Source organism: Tenacibaculum sp. nBUS_03, assembly GCF_051201695.1.
In the GTDB taxonomy this organism is placed as follows: domain Bacteria; phylum Bacteroidota; class Bacteroidia; order Flavobacteriales; family Flavobacteriaceae; genus Polaribacter.
Genome location: NZ_CP179214.1, coordinates 3,201,741 through 3,219,127, shown reverse-complemented (window position 1 = coordinate 3,219,127; position 17,387 = coordinate 3,201,741). Strand labels below are relative to the sequence as shown.

The window sequence follows — 17,387 nt, the reverse complement described above, 5'->3', positions numbered from 1 at the left end:
CAAACAACTTAAATTTAGGAAAATGGATATTAAAGAAATTCAAAGTCTTATAAAGTTTGTAGCTAAATCTGGTGCAAGCGAAGTAAAGTTAGAAATGGAGGATATTAAAATCACCATTAAAACCGGAAGTGAAACTCCTGAAACTACAATTATTCAGGCCCCAGTTGCTGCTACTCCTCAAATGATAGCACCACAACCAGTTCCAGTTACTCAACCAACTGCCCCTGCTGCATCTTCAACTTCTGCAAACGAAACTACAACTGAAGACGACTCAAAATATATTACTATAAAATCGCCAATTATTGGTACTTTTTATAGAAAACCATCGCCTGACAAACCTAACTTTGTTGAAGTAGGTAGTGAAGTTAAAGAAGGTGATACTGTATGTGTCATTGAAGCAATGAAATTATTTAACGAAATAGAATCTGAAATTTCAGGTAAAGTAGTTAAAGTTTTAGTCGATGATTCTAGTCCTGTAGAATTTGACCAACCTCTTTTCTTAGTTGATCCATCGTAATTAATAGTTATTATTTAGTCAGTAATACTTGAACAAGTGTACTTATTTTAAATTTTAACACTTTAAATGATTTATTATGTTTAAAAAAATATTAATTGCCAACAGAGGTGAAATTGCATTACGTGTAATAAGAACCTGTAAGGAGATGGGAATAAAAACTGTAGCTGTCTATTCTAAAGCAGATGCAGAAAGTTTACATGTACGATTTGCGGATGAAGCTGTTTGCATTGGCCCCGCTCCAAGTAGTGAATCTTACTTAAAAATGTCACATATTATTGCTGCTGCTGAAATTACGAACGCAGATGCAATTCATCCTGGCTATGGTTTTTTAGCTGAAAATGCTAAATTCTCAAAATTATGTGATGAACACGATATTAAATTTATCGGAGCTTCACCTGAGATGATTGATCGAATGGGTGACAAAGCAAATGCAAAAGCTACTATGAAAGCCGCTGGTGTGCCTTGTGTTCCTGGTAGTGATGGTGTTATTAACACTTTTGAAGAATGTCAAAAAGTAGCTGAAGAAACTGTATACCCTGTAATGTTAAAAGCATCAGCAGGAGGTGGTGGAAAAGGTATGCGTGCTGTTTGGAAAGCTGAAGATTTAAAAGATGCTTGGGATTCAGCTAGACAAGAATCAAAAGCTGCTTTTGGAAATGATGATATGTATATGGAGAAGTTGATTGAAGAACCTCGCCATATAGAAATTCAAGTAGTAGGTGATGCTTTCGGTAAAGCATGTCATCTTTCAGAGAGAGACTGTTCTGTACAACGTCGCCACCAAAAATTAACCGAAGAAACTCCTTCTCCGTTCATGACTGATGAATTACGTGATGAGATGGGGAAAGCTGCCGTTAAAGCAGCTGAATTCATTAAATACGAAGGTGCTGGTACTGTAGAATTTTTAGTGGATAAACATCGTAACTTCTACTTCATGGAAATGAATACTCGTATTCAAGTAGAACATCCAATTACTGAAGAAGTTGTTGATTACGATTTAATTCGTGAACAAATATTAGTTGCTGCTGGTGTGCCAATTTCAGGTAAAAACTACACTCCTCAACTACACTCTATAGAATGTAGAATTAATGCTGAAGATCCATTCAATGGGTTCAGACCAGCTCCTGGAAAAATTACTTCTTACCATGCTCCTGGTGGTCATGGTGTGCGTATAGACACACATGTCTATGCGGGTTATATGATACCTCCAAATTATGATTCTATGATTTCAAAATTAATTGTTACTGCTCAAACTAGGGAAGAAGCTATTAATAAAATGAAACGTGCTTTAGATGAATATGTGATTGAAGGTGTAAAAACAACTATTCCTTTTCATAGACAATTAATGGATCATCCAGATTATGTTGCTGGTAATTACACAACAAAGTTTATGGAGGATTTTGAAATGAAATAAATTATTACTTTACAACAAATAAAAATCAGTGAATATTTCACTGATTTTTTTTATTCCCTAACTTCGCATCATGAATTTAGTTTACAATTTTTCTTTGTATTTCGCATATTTTTTATTGAAAATCATCGCTTTATTCAATAAAAAAATAAACTTATTTATTGAAGGAAGAAAAAATTCTTTTTCTAAATTAAAAACTATTTCTAAAGAAGACAAAGTTATTTGGTTCCATGCTGCGTCATTGGGTGAGTTTGAACAAGGAAGACCAATTATAGAAAAAATTCGAAAAGATTACCCAGACTATAAAATTATTCTAACCTTTTTCTCTCCTTCTGGTTATGAAATAAGAAAAGACTACCCACTTGTAGATATTGTATGCTACTTGCCTTTTGATACCAGAGCAAATATGCAAAGGTTTATTCAACAAATTCATCCAAAAATGTCAATAATCATTAAATATGAATTTTGGCCAAATCTCTTAGACCAACTCAAAAAACAAAACGTACCAACAATTTTAATTTCTGGTATTTTTAGAAAAAAACAACTTTTTTTTAAGTGGTATGGTACTTTTTTTAAAAACAAATTGCAAGCATTTGACCATTTCTTTCTTCAAAATAAAACATCCAAAAACCTATTACAATCCATTGGATTTCAAAACATAACCTTAAATGGAGACACTAGATTTGATAGGGTCTATACTATTTTAAAACAGGATAATACTATAGAGGCAATTGCCAAATTCAAAAACAATAATTATACCCTTGTAGCCGGAAGTACTTGGCCTGAAGACGAAAAATTGTTGGTATATTATATAAACAACTTTGCAAAAAAAGATGAAAAGTTTATAATAGCACCGCATACCATAAATCCTTATTCTATTGGTACGCTTCGTAAGCAGCTTCGAAAAAAAACAATTCTATTCTCAGAAAGTCAGGGTGTAGATCTAGAAGAATTTCAAATATTAATTATTGATAATATTGGCATGCTAACTAAAATCTATTCTTACGCGGATGTTGCCTATGTGGGTGGAGGTTTAGCAACTGGTTTACATAACATTTTAGAACCAGCAACCTATGGAGTCCCAATCGTTTTTGGAGGAAAAAAATATAAAAACTTCCAAGAAGCCAAAGACCTATTGAGACAAAGGAGTGTTACAATTGTTACAGACAAAGAAGAAATTTGTAATACCTTTGTTACCATTAAAACGGATTTTGAATTACGTAAAACAATGGGTATTGGGAACCAAAACTATATCAAACATAATCTTGGGGCAACTGAAAAGATATTCCATTATTTAAAAAACATTCTTTAATGGAATTTATTTTACAACCTTGGCCATGGTATCTTTCGGGCTTTCTTATTGCTACAGTATTATTCTTAGTTTTTTATTTCGGCAAAAACTTTGGTGTCTCTTCTAATTTAGAAACTTTATGCACCATGGCTGGTGCTGGAAAGTATAGCAATTATTTTCAAACAGACTGGAAAACTAAAAAATGGTCTCTAATATTTCTAATCGGTCTAGTTGTCGGAGGATATATCTCACATACCTTTTTATTAGCTAGTGAGCAGATAAATATTAGTTCTTCTACTATAACAGATCTTGAAAACCTAGGATTTAATAAACCAGGAAGTACTTTTATCCCAGATGAAATTTATAGTTTTGACAGCTTACTTTCCATCAAGGGGTTTACTATACTTTTATTTGCTGGAATATTCATTGGATTTGGAGCTAGATACGCTGGTGGCTGTACTTCTGGACATGCCATTACTGGACTTAGTAGTTTTCAATTACCATCATTGATTGCAGTGATTGGTTTCTTTATTGGTGGTTTAGTAATGACTTGGGTTTTATTCCCTTTAATTTTTGGATAAAATGAAATATATAAAATTTTTATTGATTGGTATCTTTTTCGGTATTATTCTAACAAAATCCGAAGCAATTTCTTGGTTTAGAATTTACGAAATGTTTAAATTCCAATCGTTTCATATGTATGGTATTATTGCTACCGCAATAACCTTTTCCTCACTTTTTATCTATCTTTTTAAAAAGGGAATCGTAAAGGATTTTTACGGCAATAAGATTATGATTAAAACAAAACGTAAAGGTTTTGTTAGAACTCTAGTTGGTGGTACTATTTTTGGTTTAGGTTGGGCACTTGCTGGAGCATGTCCTGGTCCTATTTTTGTTCTAATAGGTTACGGTGCATTTCCGATAGTCGTAGTTTTATTCGGTGCTGTTATGGGAGCATTTCTTTACGGAAAACTCAATGATAAACTGCCTAATTAATCCAAAGTTTTTATATTTTTCATTAAATGTTCATTCGTATTGTCAACAACTTTCCAGTTATATATTTTAGACAATTGATAGAGTTTGGATAATTCCTCGAATAACCTAACTTTTGCTTCATTTTTTATGTGAATTACAGTTACCGTTTTTTTTATATTTTCTACAGCTTTATCATTAAGTTTGTTCAATTCTTCCTTAGAAAAGGAATTAAAAGTACTCTGTTGTAAATCAAAGTACTTGATATCCGGAGAAATAGTAATTTCCTCTTTAGGAACCTTATTAATTATAATCTGTTTTCCTATAGTGTCTATTTGTATATCTAATTTTGACAAATCGTACCCTACTTCAACTTTTGCTTTTACTGATAAAATTACTTTTTTTTGAAAAGAGATATAGTCATAAAAATATTTTTTAGTATCTGAAAAACTATATATTTCTGAAAAACTACCCTCAGTAACAACTAACTTACTTAAGTTCTGTACTCCATTAATAAATACTGCTATTTCTTCTTTTTCATATGCTACTTCTTTTCTTTCGTACCAAAACTTAGCAATAAGAAAACCAAATAAAAAAATCGCTAAATACTTTATAAAACGTACCATATCTAATCAATAAAATTCGATACAATGTACTAAAACTATCTGAACTATTCTTTTAAGTAAAACTTTATTAAAATATATCAGATTATTATACTTTATGTAAAGTATTTTTTATAAAAAACGCCTCCTTACAGAAACGTTTTAATTACTTTTTATGTATTCTTTAATTATTGAGTATTCTTTAATTATTGAGTACTCGTTTTTACATTTTTTCCTCCACTTACTATATAAAAATACGATCGCCTGTTTTTCTGATGATCCTCTTCACCACATTTACTTTTCCATCCTTCTTTACAATCGTTCAATAATTGATCCTCGCCATATCCTATAGCACTCTCTATTCGTGATGAAGGGATTCCTCTTGAAATTATATAATCTCGTGTGGATTTAGCTCTCTTATCTGAAAGAATCCTATTGTAATCTCTCGGACCTCGACTATCCGTATGAGACTCTATCTTTATTATCATTTCTGGATTGTTATTAAGTACCGAAACTATATGCTCCAACTCATACTCTGCATCCTCACGAATATTAGATAAATCAAAATCAAAATAAATTGGGTTGATTACTATTTGATTTTCCGCTATCAATGATTCTAATTGTAAATCAGAGCTTATATCCTTTTTATTGACATCTAATGTAACTGTGGCTTGTTGTGTTGCCTTATAGTCTTCTTTTGACGCTACAACTACAAAGTTCTTTTCACATGCTACGTTTGAAAATAAATAAACACCATCTGTTTTTGTTACTTGTTCTGATATTGGAACTCCTGATTCATCCATTAACTGTACTCGTACATTTTCTATTGGAGAGCCTGTTCGGGAATCTGTAACAATACCCTTTATGTTTTCTTTACACTTGTAAATTGTGAAACTATAAATATCATCATCACCGACTCCTCCTTCTCGATTAGAAGAAAAGAAACCTGCTGTTCTATCTTTATTGATTACAAACCCAAAATCATCTAGTGGACCATTCACTGGTGATCCTAAATTAACAGGAACTGAATATCTGTCCCCTTCTATTTGCGATTCAAATATATCTAATGCTCCTAATCCTAAATGTCCATTGGAAGAAAAATACAATCGATTGTCTTCTCCTACAAATGGAAACATCTCTCGTCCTTCTGTATTTATTGTTGAGCCTAAATTCTCTGGAGATCCATAACTTCCGTTTTCATCTATCGATACTTTATATAAATCAGTTCCTCCATAACCATTAGGCATATCTGAAACAAAGTATAATGTTTTTTCATCTGAACTCAATGCTGGATGTCCAGTAGAGTATTGATCACTATTAAATGGTAGTTCTTTTACATTTCCCCAAGTCTCATAAATCTTTTCTGCGCTATATATCTTTAAATGAGTTGTACGATTTTTATCTGATTGCAACTTATTGCCATCATAATTATCTCGTGTAAAGTACATCATTTTTCCATTCTTACTTATTATTGCATTAGATTCATGATACTTCGTACTTAAAGATGCTACCTTATTTGATAAAGACACATCTAATCCCTTATCTTCTTCTAATCGATTTAATTCTGAGCGATAAATATTTAAATAAGGCTGATTATTCCATTGATAAATTTTCTTGTTTTCAGCATCTGGACGGGTAGAAGCAAAATAAAAGGAATCTTCATAAATAAAACCTCCAAAATCTGAATACGTTGTATTGCTTGATAAATTGTGAATATTAATAAACGTTTTCTCTTTATTGGTGTATTCTACAAAATAATCTTTATTCTTTTCTAAGGCGATAGCTCTACTATCATTTTCTCCTAAGTCTTTTAACTTCAACATCCATTGATCTGAGTCTTTAATCTTTCCATTACTCTTTAATGTTTGAGCATAACGAAATATATGCTCTGATGAAACTATTGATGGATAATTTTTTATCAATTCTTCATACCACTGCTCAGCTTTATCAAAAGCTACATTAAAATAATGTGAATCTGCCAACCTACTTATTACCAAGTATGTTTTATCTCCTTTGTTATAAATAGTTTCATATAACTCTGCTGATTTTTTATAAGCGTATTCTTTAAAATACCTATCTGCTGCATACTTGCGTTGCCCGAAACTTAAAACTGTAACTAACAACAATAAAATTAATAATATTCTGTTCTTCATATCCTTAGATTTTAATTCATTAGAAAAATCTTGGTGATTTCATCTTTTGTTCTTTAAATATCTCATATCGAAGCATTACTTCATGAGTCCCTGAATTATAATTACTATAATTGGATGTCGTTAAATCATAAGCATAACCGATTTGAAGAGATTCATTGATTTGAAATCCTAAAAGGGCACTTATTGAATCGTCCCATCTCCATGCTGCTCCTAGCCTGAACTTATTATTGAATAAAAAATTTGCCGAGACATCCAATGATAAAGGCGCTCCACTTACAATTTTACTCAATACAGCGGGTTTAAACTTTATAGAATCACTTAAATCAAAAACATAGCCTCCTATTAAAAAATAGTGCATACGTTCTGTTGCTACAACTCCTCCATTACTAACATCATCATAATGTTCTGTACGTAATAAATTAGGTACCGCTAATCCTAAATACCAATTTGATTTGTAATAATAAACTCCTGCTCCTATTGTAGGTAAAAACTTGCTTATGTTCTCATTTAAAGAACGATCATTTCCATCTCGAAAAACACCTTTACTCCAATCTACACTAAAAAATCGACCCCCTAATTTTAATCCAAATGCTAAATTACCTTCTTCACTTGTCCTTACTGTATAAGATACATTAGCATCTATATAAGTCTCATTAGAAGGACCTATTGCATCATTCACCAAATTTACTCCTAAACCTACTCCTGAATAGCCTAAAGGGGTATCATAACTTAATGTTTGCGTATCCGGAGCTCCATCAATTCCTACCCATTGCGTGCGCGCCAAGACATTTATCATAGTATGTCCTTTTGAGCCAACATACGCTGGATTTACACTCATTGTATTAAACATATATTGTGTATACTGAGGATCTTGCTGCGAGTATAGTTTACTACCAATAATCACAATACTAATTACAATTATATACCGTAATATCTTGTTCATTTCTTACTAAATTTTGGTTAATCTCTATTAATATATACCCAACCTACTCTAGGTTTACTCCCGTTTCCTAAATCAAGAACGTAATAATAAGTGCCCGAAGGTAATTCATCCTTTTCCTTAATATTCAATCGTCCTTCTGACTTGCCATTCCATGTATTTTCATATCTCTCCCTAGTATACACTAAATTACCCCAGCGATTAAATATCTCTAATGTATTATTTGGATAATTCTCAATACAATTAATAATTAAAGTATCATTACTTCCATCATCATTAGGTGTAAATTCATTATAAACAGTAACACAATCATCTACTCCTACTGCATCTCCAAAAACAGCGTTGTTGATGTCTGCACTATCTGAAATTCCGTCACCATCACTATCTGTTCCACTATCTGGTAAAACTCCTGTTCCTCCACTATTTGGATCCGTTGGGTCTGTATCATTTACATCTGTATTTCCTGTATCTCCAAAGCCTGAATCATCCTCATCTACTTCATCTAAAATTCCATCTCCATCACTATCTGGACCATCTACTATTCCATTTCCATCTTCATCATCATTACCGCCTTCTTTTATATCATTGATACCATCATCATCACTATCTAAATCCTGATAATCTGGAACACCATCACCGTCCGTATCAACAGTATCGCCTTCTCCTCCATTGCCTTCGCCAAAATTAGACGAATCTGAATCTACACTATCGGATATACCATCTTCATCACTATCAGACCCGCCAGTATCATTTGAATCGATAACACCATCATTATTCGTGTCTAAATCACCATTGCCATTCTCAATAACATCGTTTATTCCATCATTATCACTATCTAAATCTTGATAATCTGGCACACCATCACCATCTGTATCTGGCTCCTCTTCTGTATCTACTGAATCATCTGCTTGTCCGTCATTATCCGAATCTACATATCCAGTGTCATTTGAATCGATTACGCCATCACCATTAGTATCTAAATCACCATTACCACCTTCATCTACATCTAAAATACCATCATTATCACTATCTAAATCTAAACTATCTGGTATTCCATCACCATCCGTATCACCTGTTCCCTCTGCACTATCGGGTATTCCATCATTATCATCATCGACATCTATATTATCTGGTATTCCATCACCATCTGTATCTGTAAAATCTCCAAAGCCTGTATCATCTCCATCAACACTATCTGAAATACCATCTCCATCACTATCTGTTCCACTATCTGGTACTACTCCTGTTCCTCCACTATTTGGATCCGTTGGGTCTGTATCATTTACATCTGTATTTCCTGTATCTCCAAAGCCTGAATCATCCTCATCTACTTCATCTGAAATTCCATCTCCATCACTATCTGGACCGTCTATTACCCCATTTCCATCTTCATCATCATTACCGCCTTCTGTTATATCATTGATACCATCATCATCACTATCTAAATCCTGATAATCCGGTACACCATCACCATCCGTATCAACAGTATCGCCTTCTCCTCCATTGCCTTCGCCAAAATTAGACGAATCTGAATCTACACTATCGGATATACCATCTTCATCACTATCAGACCCGCCAGTATCATTTGAATCGATAACACCATCATTATTCGTGTCTAAATCACCATTGCCATTCTCAATAACATCGTTTATTCCGTCATTATCACTATCTAAATCTTGATAATCTGGCACACCATCACCATCAGTATCTGGTTCTTCATCTGTATCTACTGAACCATCTGCTTGTCCATCATTATCTGAATCTACATATCCAGTGTCGTTTGAATCGATTACGCCATCGCCATTAGTATCTAAATCACCATTTCCGCCTTCATCTACATCTAAAATCCCATCATTATCACTATCTAAATCTAAACTATCTGGTATTCCATCACCATCCGTATCACCTGTTCCCTCTGCACTATCAGGTATTCCATCATTATCATCATCGACGTCTATATTATCTGGTATTCCATCACCATCTGTATCTATAAAATCTCCAAATGCTGTATCATCTCCATCAACACTATCTGAAATTCCATCACCATCACTATCTGTTCCACTATCTGGTACTACTCCTGTTCCTCCACTATTTGGATCCGTTGGGTCTGTATCATTTACATCGGTATTTCCTGCATCTCCAAAGCCTGAATCATCCTCATCTACTTCGTCTAAAATTCCATCACCATCACTATCTGGACCATCTACCAATCCATTTCCATCTTCATCATCATTACCGCCTTCTGTTATATCATTGATACCATCATCATCACTATCTAAATCCTGATAATCTGGAACACCATCACCATCTGTATCAACAGTATCGCCTTCTCCTCCATTGCCTTCTCCAAAATTAGACGAATCTGAATCTACACTATCTGATATTCCATCTTCATCGCTGTCCGATCCTCCAGTATCATTTGAATCGATTACGCCATCATTATTCGTATCTAAATCGCCATTGCCATTCTCAATAACATCGTTTATTCCGTCATTATCACTATCTAAATCTTGATAATCTGGCACACCATCACCATCCGTGTCTGGCTCTTCATCTGTATCTACTGAATCATCTGCTTGTCCGTCATTATCTGAATCTACATATCCAGTGTCATTTGAATCGATTACGCCATCACCATTAGTATCTAAATCACCATTTCCGCCTTCATCTACATCTAAAATCCCATCATTATCACTATCTAAATCTAAACTATCTGGTATTCCATCACCATCCGTATCACCTGTTCCCTCTGCACTATCAGGTATTCCATCATTGTCATCATCGACATCTATTGAATCAATAATTCCATCTGCATCGTTATCTGGGTCAACAACAACTGTTGCTGTTCCTGTACTACAATTATCTGGATTTAAATTTTCACATATCTGATAAATTACTTCGTAAGTTCCTGCTTCGGTTCCTGCTGGAACTATCAAATTCCCTTCTGAATCAATTGACAACCCTGTTAATCCTCCATTATTATCAATGGTTATTGTAATGTTTGAATCATCTACTAAATTACCATTTAATGTATCATTTTCTGTTACATCTCCAGCAATTCCACCTAATGCTCCATTTACATTACTTAAATTATCTGGGTTTAAATCATTAACCGCTACAATTGGAGCACCAACTACTACTACTTGTGATGTTACCGTACTACAGTTTGTTGGGTTATTTACCTCACAAATTGTATACTCCAAATCATATGTCCCCGCTGGTGTATTTGGTGCTATCGTTACTGTGCCGTCTGGATTTAAAGTTAATCCTGCTGGAACGCTTACTCCTGTTATTGTTACATCTCCTGGATTCGTCCCTACTGTTACTGGATTTCCATTTATCGTATCATTATCTGTTAAGGCTCCTGTTGTTCCGCCTGATAAACCATTTACTTCTGGTGTTGTATCTGTTACCGCTTCAATCACTGGGGCACTTACCGTTACTATTGAGCTTACAGTATCACAGTTTGTTGGATTGTTTACCTCACAAATCGTATACTCTACAGTATAATCACCTGCTGAAGTATTTGGTGCTATCGTTACTGTGCCGTCTGGATTTAACGTAAGTCCCGCTGGAACGCTTACTCCTGTTATTGCTAAATCTCCTGGATTCGTCCCTACTCTCACTGGATTTCCATTTATCGTATCATTATCTGTTAAAGCTCCTGTTGTTCCACCTGGTAATCCATCTATTGCTGGTGTTGTATCTGATACCGCATCAATCGTTGGCGCACTTACCGTTACTATTGAGCTTACAGTATCACAGTTTGTTGGATTGTTTACCTCACAAATCGTGTACTCTACAGTATAATTACCTGCTGGAGTATTTGGTGCTATCGTTACTGTGCCGTCTGGATTTAACGTAAGTCCCGCTGGAACGCTTACTCCTGCTATTGTTACATCTCCTGGATTTGTCCCTACTGTTACTGGATTTCCATTTATCGTATCATTATCTGTTAAAGCTCCTGTTGTTCCTCCTGGTAATCCATCTATCGCTGGTGTTGTATCTGTTACCGCATCAATAGCCGGAGCAACAACAACAACGTCTACTGTTGTACTTGAACAGTTCGTTGGATTCAGGTTTTCACAAATCTGATAGGTTAATTGGTAAGTTCCTGCGGGTGTGTTTGCTCCTACATCTACACTTCCATCTGCATTTAATGTCAGATATCCGTTGGGATCCGCTACTGTTTCCGTTAAGGTTACATCCGCTGGTACTACAGCTACTCCGTTTAAGGTATCGTTGGTTAATACATTCGTTACACCGGTTGATCCGTCTAATCCGTTTACACCGGTTACTGGATCGGTTACCGATACTATTGGGGCTGGATCTACAGTTACATCTACTGTTGTACTTGAACAGTTCGTTGGATTCAGGTTTTCACAAATCTGATAGGTTAATTGGTAAGTTCCTGCGGGTGTGTTTGCTCCTACATCTACACTTCCATCTGCATTTAATGTCAGATATCCATTGGGATCCGCTACTGTTTCCGTTAAGGTTATATCGGCTGGTACTACAGCTACTCCGTTTAAAGTATCGTTGGTTAATACATTCGTTACACCGGTTGATCCGTCTAATCCGTTTACACCGGTTACTGGATCGGTTACCGATACTATTGGAGCTGGATCTACAGTTACATCTACTGTTGTACTTGAACAGTTCGTTGGATTCAGATTTTCACAAATCTGATAGGTTAATTGGTAAGTTCCTGCGGGTGTGTTTGCTCCTACATCTACACTTCCATCTGCATTTAATGTCAGATATCCGTTGGGATCCGCTACTGTTTCCGTTAAGGTTACATCCGCTGGTACTACAGCTACTCCGTTTAAGGTATCGTTGGTTAATACATTCGTTACACCGGTTGATCCGTCTAATCCGTTTACACCGGTTACTGGATCGGTTACCGATACTATTGGGGCTGGATCTACAGTTACATCTACTGTTGTACTTGAACAGTTCGTTGGATTCAGGTTTTCACAAATCTGATAGGTTAATTGGTAAGTTCCTGCGGGTGTGTTTGCTCCTACATCTACACTTCCATCTGCATTTAATGTCAGATATCCGTTGGGATCCGCTACTGTTTCCGTTAAGGTTACATCCGCTGGTACTACAGCTACTCCGTTTAAGGTATCGTTGGTTAATACATTCGTTACACCGGTTGATCCGTCTAATCCGTTTACACCGGTTACCGGATCAGTTACCGATACTATTGGGGCTAGATCTACAGTTACATCTACTGTTGTACTTGAACAGTTCGTTGGATTCAGATTTTCACAAATCTGATAGGTTAATTGGTAAGTTCCTGCGGGTGTGTTTGCTCCTACATCTACACTTCCATCTGCATTTAATGTCAGATATCCGTTGGGATCCGCTACTGTTTCCGTTAAGGTTACATCCGCTGGTACTACAGCTACTCCGTTTAAGGTATCGTTGGTTAATACATTCGTTACACCGGTTGATCCGTCTAATCCGTTTACACCGGTTACTGGATCGGTTACCGATACTATTGGGGCTGGATCTACAGTTACATCTACTGTTGTACTTGAACAGTTCGTTGGATTCAGGTTTTCACAAATCTGATAGGTTAATTGGTAAGTTCCTGCGGGTGTGTTTGCTCCTACATCTACACTTCCATCTGCATTTAATGTTAGATATCCGTTGGGATCCGCTACTGTTTCCGTTAAGGTTACATCCGCTGGTACTACAGCTACTCCGTTTAAGGTATCGTTGGTTAATACATTCGTTACACCGGTTGATCCGTCTAATCCGTTTACACCGGTTACTGGATCGGTTACCGATACTATTGGGGCTGGATCTACAGTTACATCTACTGTTGTACTTGAACAGTTCGTTGGATTCAGGTTTTCACAAATCTGATAGGTTAATTGGTAAGTTCCTGCGGGTGTGTTTGCTCCTACATCTACACTTCCATCTGCATTTAATGTCAGATATCCGTTGGGATCCGCTACTGTTTCCGTTAAGGTTACATCCGCTGGTACTACAGCTACTCCGTTTAAGGTATCGTTGGTTAATACATTCGTTACACCGGTTGATCCGTCTAATCCGTTTACACCGGTTACTGGATCGGTTACCGATACTATTGGGGCTGGATCTACAGTTACATCTACTGTTGTACTTGAACAGTTCGTTGGATTCAGGTTTTCACAAATCTGATAGGTTAATTGGTAAGTTCCTGCGGGTGTGTTTGCTCCTACATCTACACTTCCATCTGCATTTAATGTCAGATATCCATTGGGATCCGCTACTGTTTCCGTTAAGGTTACATCCGCTGGTACTACAGCTACTCCGTTTAAGGTATCGTTGGTTAATACATTCGTTACACCGGTTGATCCGTCTAATCCGTTTACACCGGTTACTGGATCAGTTACCGATACTATTGGGGGGAAAACTGTTAAAGTTGCACTATTTTGTATATTAATACATGAATTATTTGGGTGTGTAACGATTAGATTGTATACTTTCCCATCTAAACCAGTAACATTAGATATGTTTAAAGTAGAAGTATTCGTTCCTGAATACACTCCGGTATTGGAAAGATTTACTCCATCTTCTTGCCATTGATATACCAATGTTCCTGAAACATCTGTGGCTGATGGCCCCGTATAATTGGGCGTAGTTGTTGGAGCTGTACCTGAATAATCACTCGTGCTGGTAGCTGTAACTGATGTGATTGTAAATGAAGTAGAAGAAAGTGAGGCTAAACTTTGATTTACTAAGGCAGTAGCATCAACTGAGGCAGTAACAGCTGTTACTTCATTTCCTGTTTCACCTTGCCCTTGGTCATTATTTGTACCATCTGCAACACCTCCAGTATTGACTAGATTAGGTACTCCATCAACATCAACACCTCCTTGATTAATTATATCTATCCTATTATTAACATCTAATTGACCTATTGTTACTCCTTCATCTGCCTCTATAGCATCTGGACAACCATCATTATCACTATCTAAATCTAAATGGTCAAGTACTTGATCTCTATCGGTGTCACAAACTCTTAACTCGATAAAATATTCATTATTTCCAGTTCCTGTAGAAAAAACTTCTAATTCCTTCGCTCCCGCAGAAGTAGCTTCCCATTGAAATCTGGTAGCGTTAGTAGTTATTACACCTCCTGCTGGGTTTAAAACCCCGTAACTATAGCCAGCAGTTGTCTCAACAAAATCATTTGTCAATGACGGTGTTGTTAATGCAAAATGCTTGTTATCGTTAGAAATAAATCCTTTATCTGTATTTGAATCAAGATTATTGTCATGAGCTACTCTCATAAAAGCCAAATCAGCATAAGGCCCAGAAAACACAAATTCAGTATTTCCTGTTGTAGTATTTATTATCCATGAGTTTCCTGAACTACCAGTGGCTCCATTTGTAATAGAGACAAAAAGGCTACCAGAAGGAAGATTATATAAGCTACTAATGTCTTGGTTAACAATATTTATACCAGTAACATTTGACCCTGGAGGGGATATTAAATCTGTAGGATTAAACTTTGTAAAACTACATTCATTTTCATCTAAAATACCGTCATCATCATCATCTAAATCCGCATCATTTCCAACACCGTCATTATCATCATCACCTACTAATTTAATAGCGTTCAATGTTACTGAAATTTGAACAGATTCAAAGGTTGTTGGACTTCCTCCAGAGTTTTTTCCAGGGAAAAGCTCAAAACTCATAGTTGTAGCATCTGCTACAAATCTCAATCTTGAAATACCCCACGTATCTTGAGTTATCGGTGAAACTTCAACTATAGGTAATGATCCAACTCTAAAACGAAATGCATCGTTATAAACTGGTGAATAATCAGCTACTGCCGTTAAACTAAACACTTGAATTTCATACAATTCACCTATAATCAGACCAGTCATTGTTGTACCAACAATTTCTTCTGTATTAGCAGGTCCTAAATCTCTAAGAGATATCCAATGAGTATGACCATTGGGAGGTAAAGGCAACGGTTGATTAATCCAAGAAGTACCCCCATTAAAAGTACCATTAGTTGCTGCAGTTGTATTATTTGAAACGTCTGGTGTACCTAAATTGACAGTCCATCCTGCGTTTGGCGCACAAGTGTGACAATTAGTAGAACCAGCACTTGACGGTATGCTTTGCCCAGTTACTAATTCACTCAAAGAAAAGACTAAAACGAAGGATAGCATAAATTTTGACAAACGAAAATGATTTTCTGAAAAAAAATTAAACTTTATCATAACTCTATTAATTTATATGATTGCACATCAATAGTTAATGCTTTTGTCTCTGGTGCTCTATCAACACATACGTATTGTATTCGTTCCAAGACATTTATCATCGTACATACCTTTAATCCAACATATGCAGAACTTACATTCGTTGTGTTAAACATATATTCTGTATACTGTGGATTTTGCTGTCCACTTACAATACATGAACTGAATACTAATAATAGCATACTGATTACTTTTAATATATTATCCATCCTTACTAATCTATTTAGATTTATTATTGATTTTTTAATTATTATTGAAATAAATTCAAGCTCTTATACTAATTTACCTTCTTCTTTAATTTTTACCATCAGGTAAACGTTCGTATTCATGAATATTTCGTTGAATGGTTCAAGTCTGTCGTCAAATAAAAGTGAATTCTAATTAGATTAAATATCTACTTAAAAAAAACTATTTTCCAATATTGTTACTATTTACTTCATAAGCTTTCTTAAAAAACAACTAGTTAAGATATTTAGAATACTAATCTCTATTAATATAAATCCATCATTTTTAACGTTATTTACATTTCCTAAATAAAGAATATTGAAATACCCATCTGAAGGTGACACATCTTCTACTTGAATATTTATTTTCCCATTATAAGTACCAGTAGTTTTGACACCATCGTGCTATTTGAAATACATGGAGTTCATAAATCAATCATCCGCCCTACTTTTGATATATAGCTTTGAAAATTAATCGAACTAGCATTTCACGGTATAATTTACCTAATTACAAATTCACTCAAAGAAAAGAGTAACACGGAGGAGGATAGTTCAAGTTTTGATAAACGAGTAGATTTCCCGAAAAACAATTAAACTTTATCATAACTCTATTAATTTATATAATTGCACATCATTAGATAACAAACTCAATATAGGCATTGAATTCTTACTCGTAGGGTAGTTTCTAATAATAGTTTGTACTTAAATAGTACTTGTTTATGTACTTAAAAAATTCTATAACAATTATCACAAAACCGCTGTGTTTATAACAAATACCAAATAGGTTCTAAAAACCATTCCAGAATAACCTAAAAGTATTTCATAACTTAATGTTTGCGTATCTGGAGCTCCATCAATCCCTACCCATTGCGTGCGCGCCAAGACATTTATCATAGTATGTCCTTTTGAGCCAACATACGCAGGATTTACACTCATTGTATTAAACATATATTGTGTATACTGAGGATCTTGCTGCGAATATGGTTTACTACTAATAATTATAT

11 protein-coding genes are annotated in these 17,387 nt (G+C 35.1%); 5 read left to right on the top strand and 6 right to left on the bottom strand.

Going from position 1 to position 17,387, the window contains the following annotated elements; all coding sequences use genetic code 11:
* Positions 1–22: 22 nt before the first annotated feature.
* The 5 genes from accB (at position 23) to ACMFBB_RS14640 (ending at position 4,215) form a co-directional block, all read left to right on the top strand.
* Positions 23–517: an acetyl-CoA carboxylase biotin carboxyl carrier protein gene (gene accB / locus ACMFBB_RS14660; RefSeq protein ID WP_435261499.1), complete on the top strand. Its 495-nt coding sequence runs from the start codon at positions 23–25 to the stop codon at positions 515–517.
* A gap of 76 nt (positions 518–593) precedes the next feature.
* Positions 594–1,931, top strand: coding sequence for an acetyl-CoA carboxylase biotin carboxylase subunit (gene accC, locus ACMFBB_RS14655; RefSeq protein ID WP_435261498.1), 1,338 nt, complete (start codon positions 594–596; stop codon positions 1,929–1,931).
* Between the two features lie 70 nt (positions 1,932–2,001).
* Positions 2,002–3,240 carry a 3-deoxy-D-manno-octulosonic acid transferase gene (locus tag ACMFBB_RS14650; protein WP_435261497.1) on the top strand — a complete coding sequence of 413 codons (1,239 nt, stop codon included), beginning with the start codon at positions 2,002–2,004 and terminating at the stop codon, positions 3,238–3,240.
* The gene (locus ACMFBB_RS14645; RefSeq protein ID WP_435261496.1) at positions 3,240–3,800 is read left to right on the top strand and encodes a YeeE/YedE family protein; all 561 of its coding nucleotides are present in this window, start codon (positions 3,240–3,242) and stop codon (positions 3,798–3,800) included. Before ACMFBB_RS14650 ends, ACMFBB_RS14645 begins: the two co-directional genes overlap by 1 nt.
* A 1-nt stretch (position 3,801) precedes the next feature.
* Positions 3,802–4,215 (top strand): YeeE/YedE thiosulfate transporter family protein, encoded by a 414-nt coding sequence (locus ACMFBB_RS14640; RefSeq protein ID WP_435261495.1) that lies wholly within the window; start codon positions 3,802–3,804, stop codon positions 4,213–4,215.
* Here the strand turns inward: ACMFBB_RS14640 and ACMFBB_RS14635 are convergent.
* From ACMFBB_RS14635 to ACMFBB_RS14610, 6 genes are all read right to left on the bottom strand, one after another.
* The gene (locus tag ACMFBB_RS14635; protein ID WP_435261494.1) at positions 4,212–4,817 is read right to left on the bottom strand and encodes a DUF4230 domain-containing protein; all 606 of its coding nucleotides are present in this window, start codon (positions 4,815–4,817) and stop codon (positions 4,212–4,214) included. The two genes, ACMFBB_RS14640 and ACMFBB_RS14635, sit on opposite strands and share 4 nt — an antisense overlap.
* Before the next feature lie 182 nt (positions 4,818–4,999).
* A complete protein-coding gene (locus ACMFBB_RS14630) occupies positions 5,000–6,946 on the bottom strand; it encodes an OmpA family protein (protein WP_435261493.1) in 1,947 nt (648 codons plus the stop codon).
* Positions 6,947–6,965: 19 nt separating this feature from the next.
* Positions 6,966–7,889, bottom strand: coding sequence for a PorP/SprF family type IX secretion system membrane protein (locus ACMFBB_RS14625; RefSeq protein ID WP_435261492.1), 924 nt, complete (start codon positions 7,887–7,889; stop codon positions 6,966–6,968).
* Between the two features lie 17 nt (positions 7,890–7,906).
* A complete protein-coding gene (locus ACMFBB_RS14620; RefSeq protein WP_435261491.1) occupies positions 7,907–16,120 on the bottom strand; it encodes a gliding motility-associated C-terminal domain-containing protein in 8,214 nt (2,737 codons plus the stop codon).
* Positions 16,117–16,368, bottom strand: a complete 252-nt coding sequence (locus ACMFBB_RS14615; RefSeq protein WP_435261490.1) for a type IX secretion system membrane protein PorP/SprF — start codon at positions 16,366–16,368, stop codon at positions 16,117–16,119. Before ACMFBB_RS14615 ends, ACMFBB_RS14620 begins: the two co-directional genes overlap by 4 nt.
* Positions 16,369–17,130: 762 nt before the next feature.
* A complete protein-coding gene (locus tag ACMFBB_RS14610) occupies positions 17,131–17,379 on the bottom strand; it encodes a type IX secretion system membrane protein PorP/SprF (protein WP_435264314.1) in 249 nt (82 codons plus the stop codon).
* Positions 17,380–17,387: the final 8 nt, after the last annotated feature.

Coding starts and splice junctions, on each gene's coding strand:
- accB (WP_435261499.1), top strand. CDS start 23: ATGGATATTAAAGAAATTCAAAGTCTTATAAAGTTTGTAGCTAAATCT.
- accC (WP_435261498.1), top strand. CDS start 594: ATGTTTAAAAAAATATTAATTGCCAACAGAGGTGAAATTGCATTACGT.
- ACMFBB_RS14650 (WP_435261497.1), top strand. CDS start 2,002: ATGAATTTAGTTTACAATTTTTCTTTGTATTTCGCATATTTTTTATTG.
- ACMFBB_RS14645 (WP_435261496.1), top strand. CDS start 3,240: ATGGAATTTATTTTACAACCTTGGCCATGGTATCTTTCGGGCTTTCTT.
- ACMFBB_RS14640 (WP_435261495.1), top strand. CDS start 3,802: ATGAAATATATAAAATTTTTATTGATTGGTATCTTTTTCGGTATTATT.
- ACMFBB_RS14635 (WP_435261494.1), bottom strand. CDS start 4,817: ATGGTACGTTTTATAAAGTATTTAGCGATTTTTTTATTTGGTTTTCTT.
- ACMFBB_RS14630 (WP_435261493.1), bottom strand. CDS start 6,946: ATGAAGAACAGAATATTATTAATTTTATTGTTGTTAGTTACAGTTTTA.
- ACMFBB_RS14625 (WP_435261492.1), bottom strand. CDS start 7,889: ATGAACAAGATATTACGGTATATAATTGTAATTAGTATTGTGATTATT.
- ACMFBB_RS14620 (WP_435261491.1), bottom strand. CDS start 16,120: ATGATAAAGTTTAATTTTTTTTCAGAAAATCATTTTCGTTTGTCAAAA.
- ACMFBB_RS14615 (WP_435261490.1), bottom strand. CDS start 16,368: ATGGATAATATATTAAAAGTAATCAGTATGCTATTATTAGTATTCAGT.